A 6,733-nucleotide genomic window follows, 5' to 3' on the forward strand; every position below is an offset into this window, starting at 1 on the left:
CGGCCGGCGCGGTCACCGGCCTCCGAACACGATCGACGGCAGTGGCGCGGCGACGAACAGGAGCATGATCGGCGCGAGCACCGCGATGATCGGCACGAGCATCGCCGCCCGCCGCCGGGTGGCCGCGCGCTTGAGCATCTCGCCGCGCTGACCCCGGATGTCCTCCGACAGCGCCCGCAGGCCCTCGGCCAGGTCCGCGCCGTACTCCGCTCCCCCGGCGAGGAGCTTGTAGGTGCGGGAGGCGTGCGGCTCCGGCGTAACCCGGGCGGCATGCTCGAGCGCGGCGGAGATCCGCCGGCCGCTGCGGTGCGCGGCGAGCACCTCGGCGAGCTCGCCGACGACCTCCCCCCGTCCCCGCTCGACGACCCGGCCGATCGCCTGAACCACGCCGCCGCCGACCCGCACGTGCATGGCGAGCAGCTGGTTGACGGTGTAGAGCTCGATCTGCATGCGCAGCCGGCGCTCCTCGATCGCCCGGTCGACGCGCCCGCGCCACCGGGTCGCCCCGAACACGCACCCGCCGACGCCGGCGAGCAGCACGCGGGCGGGTGGCTGCCCCGCGAGCAGGGTCGCCCCGCCGAGGACGGCGGTCGCGAGGGCGGCGCTGCCGAGCTGGCGGATCCGGTACTCCTGGGCGCGCCGGGCCTCCGGCACCTCCTGGCACAGTCCGGCCTGACGCAGCCGCAGGAGCAGCGCGTCGTCGCCCACCTGGTCCACGATCCGCCCGAGGGCCCGCGCGAGCTCCTCGACCGGCGGGCCGACGAGGCGCCGGAGCGTGCCAGCCGACAGCGCCGTGCCCGGCTCGGCCACGGCCGCGGCATCCGCCCCCCGGCCAAGACCCGAGCGGCTGGCCAGCGTGTAGGGCCGCACGCGGGGCGCGAGGCGCGGCGTCGGCGGCACCACGATCGAGGCGAGGGCGGCCGCAGCGACCCCCGCCGCGAGGACCGCGAGCAGGGCCGCGCCGGTCACCGGACCGCCCCACCGTCGGCGAGGACGCGCTCCTCCACCGGGTCGCGGGCGAGGCGGGCGACGATGCCCATGCCGACAGCGCTGAGCACAGCCGCCACGACGACGACGCCCACCCCACCGGCGGACTGGTAGAAGTCGCGGAAGTGGCCCGGTCGGGCGGTGAGAAGCGCGAGCACCACCCAGGGCAGCACGAACACCGACCGGGCGTTGAGCTTCTGCTCGAGGCCCGCGGTGGCGATCTCCGCGCAGGTCTTGGCGTCCGCGGCGGCGGCCTCGGCGAGGTCGCGGAGGATCTCCCCGACGATCCGCCCGCCGCGCTCGTGCGCGAGGACGAGCACCTCGATGACCCGGTCGCTCGTCGGGTCGGCGAGCTCGGCCTTCACGACCTCCAGCGCAGGGACGAAGCCGAGCATGCGCAGCAGCAGGGGGAAGCGGGAGAACGCCCGCTGCAGCGGCGGGGGGCCGGCTGCGGCGAGTCCGGAAACCGCCTGGGGCAGGCTCATCCCGGCCGACACGGCGGCGACGAGCTCGCGCAGTCCATCGGGCCACGCCTGAGCGACCTCGGCCAGGCGCAGCCCGCGGCGGCGCGCGAAGTAGGCGCGCGGGAGCAGCCCCACCGCGACGGCGGGAACGAGCGCGACCGCCGGAGTGGCCGTGACCGCCGTCAGCAGAGCGAAGGCGGCCAGCGCCACCGTCGCCGAGCCCGTCCAGAACTGCGCCGGGCTGAGCGCCACCCCCGCCTGGGTGAGCCACAGCTGCGCCGCGGCCGCGCGCCGCCGCGTGCCCGCGCTGCGGCGCAGGGTCGGCGCGCAACCGGCGACAAGCCCCACCGCGAAGTAGGCCGTCACGGCGCTGGCCAGGGCGGCGGCGAGCCTCACAGCGGCACCCGCCTTCCCTCGAGGATGGCGCGCAGCGTCAAGCCGTCGGGCAGGCAGCGCTCCAGGAGCTCGGCGCCCGGCGGCACCACTCCGGTCCACTCGAGGGGCGCGCCGACCCGCTCGCGCACGAAAACCGGCTCGGTGGAGAAGTCGTCGTGCAGCGAGGGAACGACCGCGACGATCTCGCAGACCTGGCGGCGGAGTCCCTCGGCGGGGTCCACGCTGTTCACGTCGTCGAGGTCGAGGTGCACGACGAAGTCGATGGCGCGGGCGAACACCGCCCGCACGACCGGCTCCGGGACGTTCTCGCCCGCCATGATCGCGGCGTTGACGAGCGCTGACAGGGCGTCGCGGGCCGAGTTGGCGTGGACGGTGCACGCGAAGCCGCACCCCGCGTTGACGGCCCGCGTGAGCTCGAACGCCTCGGCCCCGCGGACCTCACCGACCACGATGTGGTCGGGGCGCATCGCGAGCACGAACTTCACGAGGTCGCGGAGGGTGACCTCGCCGCTGCCGTCCATCGCCGGAGGGCGCGCCTCGTAGAAGGACCCGTGCGTGAGCGGGACGTGGAGCTCGCGGATCTCCTCGCAGCAGCGCACGCAGTGGTTGGAGGGGGCGGCCGCGATCAGGGCGGACAGCAGGGAGGTCTTGCCGGCTCCCGGCGGACCGGAGACGAGCAGGCTCGTCGAGGTCTGCATCGCCGCCCACAGCAGGCCGGCGGCCGGCGGGGTCAACGACCCCTTCTCGAGCAGTGACCCGAGGGTGTCCCGCCGCAGGGTGCTGCGGCGGATCGTCGCTGAGAGCGCGTCACCGATCGGCGGGATCGCGGCGGTCAGGCGCGCCCGTCCGTTCAGGACGCGCGCCTGCACCAGCGGGCTGCGGGCGTCGAGGTGGCGCTGCGTCGTCGACAGCAGCCGGTCGACGACCTGGCGGTTCTCCTCCTCCGTGGTGGGCGCGGCGAGCCCCTGCAGCCGGCCCGTCCCGTCGATGTAGGACACCCGGGGCCCCTCGAGGAAGACCTCCTCGACGTCGGGGCGGGAGAGCAGGTCGGTGAGCGGGCCGAAGGCGGTGATCGAGCGGAGCAGGCGGGTGGCCATCTCCGCGGGATCGCGCAGGGCGACGCCCTCGCCGAGATGGGCCTGACGCTGGTAGGCCTCGACGGCGTCGACCACGGCGGCGCGGACCGCCGGCAGGTCCGTGTCGGGGTCGAGGCGCTCGGACTCGATGCGCGCGAGCACCGTGCGCCGCAGCCCGTCGTAGGCGCCGGTGCCCACCGCGGTCCGGCTGCCGGCGGCGGCGCTGGCGCTCACGAGACCGGCACCGGATTGTCGCGCCGGGTCCTGTCGCGCCGCCGGCCGCCGTCGCGCCGCCCGGCTGGCAGCGCGACCGACGCGAGGCCGTCCACCGCGCGGGTGAAGGGCCCCGGGGCAACGACGGTGCAGCTCCACCCCGCCGTCTCGACCCGCCTGTCGCTCGGGGCGAACGTCAGCGATGCGGGCACGACGCTGCGCCGCAGCTCGGCCTCCACCTCGCCGCGCTTGAAGCGGCTCGCCGGCGCGTTGTTGAGCAGGAGGTGCAGGGGTGCCGCGGACAAGCCGCGGACGTCGGCGGTCCAGTCGAGCAGGCGGGCGACCCCGACGGGACTCGCCGCACCGACGCCGACGACGGCATCCGCCGCGCCGAGCAGGGCGCGCGTGCAGCCGTAGCGGGCGACGCCACCCGCACCGGCCAGGTCCTCGACGCGGTGCCCGACGTTGACGACAACATGCACGTGCGGGCGCGCGAGGGCCCGGGCGACCTCGACGACCTCGTTGGGGCGCACCTCGCACCAGTCGGTCGCGCGGGCGAGGCCGGGCAGGGCCCAGAAGTGCCCGGCGGGCACGGGGACGAGCGCTTCCCCGACGCTGCCGTCGAGCTGCTCGACCGCGTCGACGGCCGCCCGGAGGTTCGGGTAGGCCCGGAGTCCGAGCCGCTGAGCGACGCACGGGGCCACCTCGTCGGCGTCGACGAGCACGCAGGGCTCCCCCCGTCGGCCGACGGCGGCGGCGAGGGCGACGGCCACCTCGGTGGCGCCGCAGCCGCCCGGCGGCCCGGCTACCACGGTGATGCGCCCGCGGATCGTCCGTGAGGGCACGGGCACGCGGGGCGGCGCGGGGGGCTGCGGACCCTCCTCCCAGCCGCCGTCGGGATGGACCGCCTCGGCGGACAGGCCGACGATCGCGTCGAGGAACTCGGCGGTGTCGGCGGTTGCGGGCAGGACCGCGTCGACGCCGAGCTCGGCGAGCTCGCCCTTGCCGCCGGGCTCGTCGGGGTCGTAGACCCCGAGCACCTGCCGTCCCGCGCGCCGCAGCTCGGCGAGCAGGCGGTGGGAAAGGAAGGAGGTGGTGTCGTCGACGACGAGGACGTCGTAGCGCTCGGCGAGCGCGTCGTGGGGGTGCAGCACGGTAGCCCGCACCCGGGCGCCCCCGTGGTCGGCGAGGTGGCGGTGCAGCCGCAGCGCCCAGTCCCGCGGGGACGCGGCCATCGCGACCTGCGGTTCGCTCATCACGGGGCGGTCCCCTCCGGGGCGCTCTCGCTCTCGCCATGCGCGCCGGGCTGGGTGGCGACGCCGGGGTCGCTGGTGGCCCGCACCGCCCGTGAACCCGTCGAGCGCACCACATCGAGCGAGCCGCTGCGCAGGGCTGCCGCAAGCCGCAACGCCACATCCTCGTCGACCGCGAGGGTGACGCTGAACCGGCTGAGCGCGCCGAGGCCGCCGCGCGCGTCGGGCGTAGGCACCGCGAGCACCTCGGCGTCGGCGACGACGTAGGACGCCACGCCGTCATGCACGGCGATGACGTCGACGCGGTCGCCGGGACGCAGCGCGCCCCCGACGGCGTGCTCCCGGTCTATCGGCACGCTCATCGCCCGGTGCTCCTGCGGCGCCGAAGGCGCCCGCAGGTCGCTTCCGCGCAGGGGTTCGCCGGCCGTGATCATGCCGGTCGCGACCCAGCCCTCGACACCGGCGGCGCGCTCGGGAGTGAGCAGCGTCGCGAGGACGCCCTCGTCGACGCGGGCGTCGGTGAAGCTCAGCGCGCCGGCGGTGACGGGCGCGCCGGCGGGTATGTCGTGCAACGCCACCGCGATCCGCACGGAGTCGTCCCGGCTGCGCAGGGCGCTGTAGTTCAGCAACGCCGCGACGAGGGCCGCGACGATCATGACGACGTGCCCGGCCGACAGGCGGCTCGCAATGGGTCGTCTGCGCCGGGGCACGGCCGGCGCAGGCAAGGGCGCCGGTGCTCCCAACGGTTCGGCACTGGCCACCGGGGACCCCCCGTGGGATCATGCGCCGCACCCGTCGCGGTGCGGACCTTCGCGGCGACGATAGACCCACGCCGGTCGTCCCATCAAGCAGTTTCTCTCCTGATGTGTGGGTATCTGTTCGCTTCAGAACGTTTCCTGGTCGGATTGCCCCATCGGGCGGCGTGGGAAGCTCACCGGTGACCCCGCTCGTCCCCGGCCCGCGTGCGAGGTTCCCGTCACGCCCTGTCCGGCCTGCTAGCCTCCCGTTACTGCGTGCCGGCGGCCGGCGAGCGGCCTCTCCCGCCACGCGGAGGAAGGGGACGCGTCATGGCCGAGCGGCGCGAGGATGACGACCTGCCGCCGGTGCTCGACGCCGGCCAGGTGGCCCGCCTGCTCAACCTCAACATCGACTACGTCCGCAAGTTGTCGCGTCAGGGCGTGCTGCCCGCGCACCGCCTGCCCGGCGGGCGCACGTTTCGCTACTTCAAGGACGAGGTCCTCGACTGGCTGCGCAACCAGCCCGTGCACCATCCGGCGGACGCCGGCGCGCGGGACCCGCGCCAGCGGTAGTTGGCGCCGCGTTCACCGGCGGCGCGGCAGGACGTAGTCGATGGCGCTGCGCGCCACGAACCAGCGGGCACCGTCGACACCCGTGACGACGACGTGGTCGACACCGACCGCCTCGATGCGACCGACGAGGCCGCCGTCGGGCACACGGGCGCCGATCTCGAGCAGGGTGCCGGCGGCCTCGTGCTCCCCCAGGCGCGCGGCGAAGGTCCCCGGCCCGGGCGTCCTGCCGTGCCCGCCTTCGCGCACCTCCTCCACGACCCGCAGCGCGACGGCGCCGGAGAGATGGACTTCGACGGTCTCGCCGGCGGACGTGCGCAGGCAGGCGAGGTCGCCTGCGGCATAGCTGAGCTGCCCGGTGAACGACCGGCCCGTCACCGCCACGGCGATGATGTCGCCCCGGGCGACGGCCTCGGCGGCGACGTCGCCCAGGGTCCGCCCGCGCAGGCGGTCCTTCGCGGCGAGCTGCTCGTAGACGGCCGCCTCCGCGCGCAGCTCGGCCCGGTAGCGCGCGCCCGCCGCCGACAGGTCGGGATCGCGCGCCCAGTGGCCGAAGTCCCCCTCGTCGGTGTCGCCGGGCATGCCCCGCAGTCTGCCAGGGCATAGACGCCTCGGAGGTGAGACCCCATGGGACAGAAGGATCATGGCCCGTCGATCAAGGACGACGAGCAGTACGAGGCCCTTCGCGACAAGGGGATGAGCAAGGAGAAGGCCGCGCGGATCGCGAACACCGACCGCTCCGCCGCCGGCAAACGCGGCGGCAGCTCGGCCCCCTACGAGGAGTGGACGGTCGATGACCTTCGCGAGCGGGCGAAGGAGATCGGCGTCGAAGGCCGCTCGGGAATGAGCAAGGACGAGCTCATCGACGCCCTCCGCAACCACTGACGGCGCCAAGAGCCGGCTTCGGCTGCGCCCGCGCCGGGCCGGCACGGCGTTGCTGGCTGAAAACCACAGGATTCCCGAGCGGGCGCGGGAAAGGTGGCCGGCCCGGCGCGGGCGCAGCCGAAGCCGGCTCTTGGCGCCGTCAGTGGTTGCGG

General features: G+C 75.5%; 8 protein-coding genes. 2 read left to right on the forward strand and 6 right to left on the reverse strand.

The genetic code is table 11. The annotated features are described in order from the left end of the window. Positions 1 to 12: 12 nt before the first annotated feature. Genes VM324_15915 through cpaB form a run of 5 tightly spaced genes read right to left on the reverse strand, consistent with a single transcriptional unit; the run spans position 13 to position 5,114 of the window. Positions 13 to 969 carry a type II secretion system F family protein gene (locus VM324_15915; protein ID HVM00776.1) on the reverse strand — a complete coding sequence of 319 codons (957 nt, stop codon included), beginning with the start codon at positions 967 to 969 and terminating at the stop codon, positions 13 to 15. Continuing rightward, positions 966 to 1,847 carry a type II secretion system F family protein gene (locus tag VM324_15920; protein ID HVM00777.1) on the reverse strand — a complete coding sequence of 294 codons (882 nt, stop codon included), beginning with the start codon at positions 1,845 to 1,847 and terminating at the stop codon, positions 966 to 968. Before VM324_15920 ends, VM324_15915 begins: the two co-directional genes overlap by 4 nt. Next, on the reverse strand, positions 1,844 to 3,157 hold the full coding sequence (locus VM324_15925) for an ATPase, T2SS/T4P/T4SS family (GenBank protein ID HVM00778.1): 1,314 nt from the start codon (positions 3,155 to 3,157) through the stop codon (positions 1,844 to 1,846). The genes VM324_15920 and VM324_15925 overlap by 4 nt, the downstream gene beginning before the upstream one ends. Further along, positions 3,154 to 4,392, reverse strand: coding sequence for a hypothetical protein (locus VM324_15930; protein HVM00779.1), 1,239 nt, complete (start codon positions 4,390 to 4,392; stop codon positions 3,154 to 3,156). Before VM324_15930 ends, VM324_15925 begins: the two co-directional genes overlap by 4 nt. Next, positions 4,392 to 5,114 carry a Flp pilus assembly protein CpaB gene (cpaB, locus tag VM324_15935; protein HVM00780.1) on the reverse strand — a complete coding sequence of 241 codons (723 nt, stop codon included), beginning with the start codon at positions 5,112 to 5,114 and terminating at the stop codon, positions 4,392 to 4,394. The genes VM324_15930 and cpaB overlap by 1 nt, the downstream gene beginning before the upstream one ends. Before the next feature lie 342 nt (positions 5,115 to 5,456). Between cpaB and VM324_15940 the strand changes: the two genes are divergently transcribed. Next, positions 5,457 to 5,699, forward strand: coding sequence for a helix-turn-helix domain-containing protein (locus VM324_15940; protein HVM00781.1), 243 nt, complete (start codon positions 5,457 to 5,459; stop codon positions 5,697 to 5,699). A 12-nt stretch (positions 5,700 to 5,711) separates the two neighbouring features. Here the strand turns inward: VM324_15940 and VM324_15945 are convergent, their stop codons facing one another. Next, positions 5,712 to 6,278 carry a hypothetical protein gene (locus tag VM324_15945; GenBank protein ID HVM00782.1) on the reverse strand — a complete coding sequence of 189 codons (567 nt, stop codon included), beginning with the start codon at positions 6,276 to 6,278 and terminating at the stop codon, positions 5,712 to 5,714. Positions 6,279 to 6,323: 45 nt separating this feature from the next. On the opposite strand from VM324_15945, the gene VM324_15950 reads away from it, so the two are divergent. Beyond that, a complete protein-coding gene (locus tag VM324_15950) occupies positions 6,324 to 6,581 on the forward strand; it encodes a Rho termination factor N-terminal domain-containing protein (protein HVM00783.1) in 258 nt (85 codons plus the stop codon). Positions 6,582 to 6,733 lie beyond the last annotated feature (152 nt).

Source organism: Egibacteraceae bacterium, assembly GCA_035540635.1.
Taxonomy (GTDB): Bacteria; Actinomycetota; Nitriliruptoria; order Euzebyales; family Egibacteraceae; genus DATLGH01.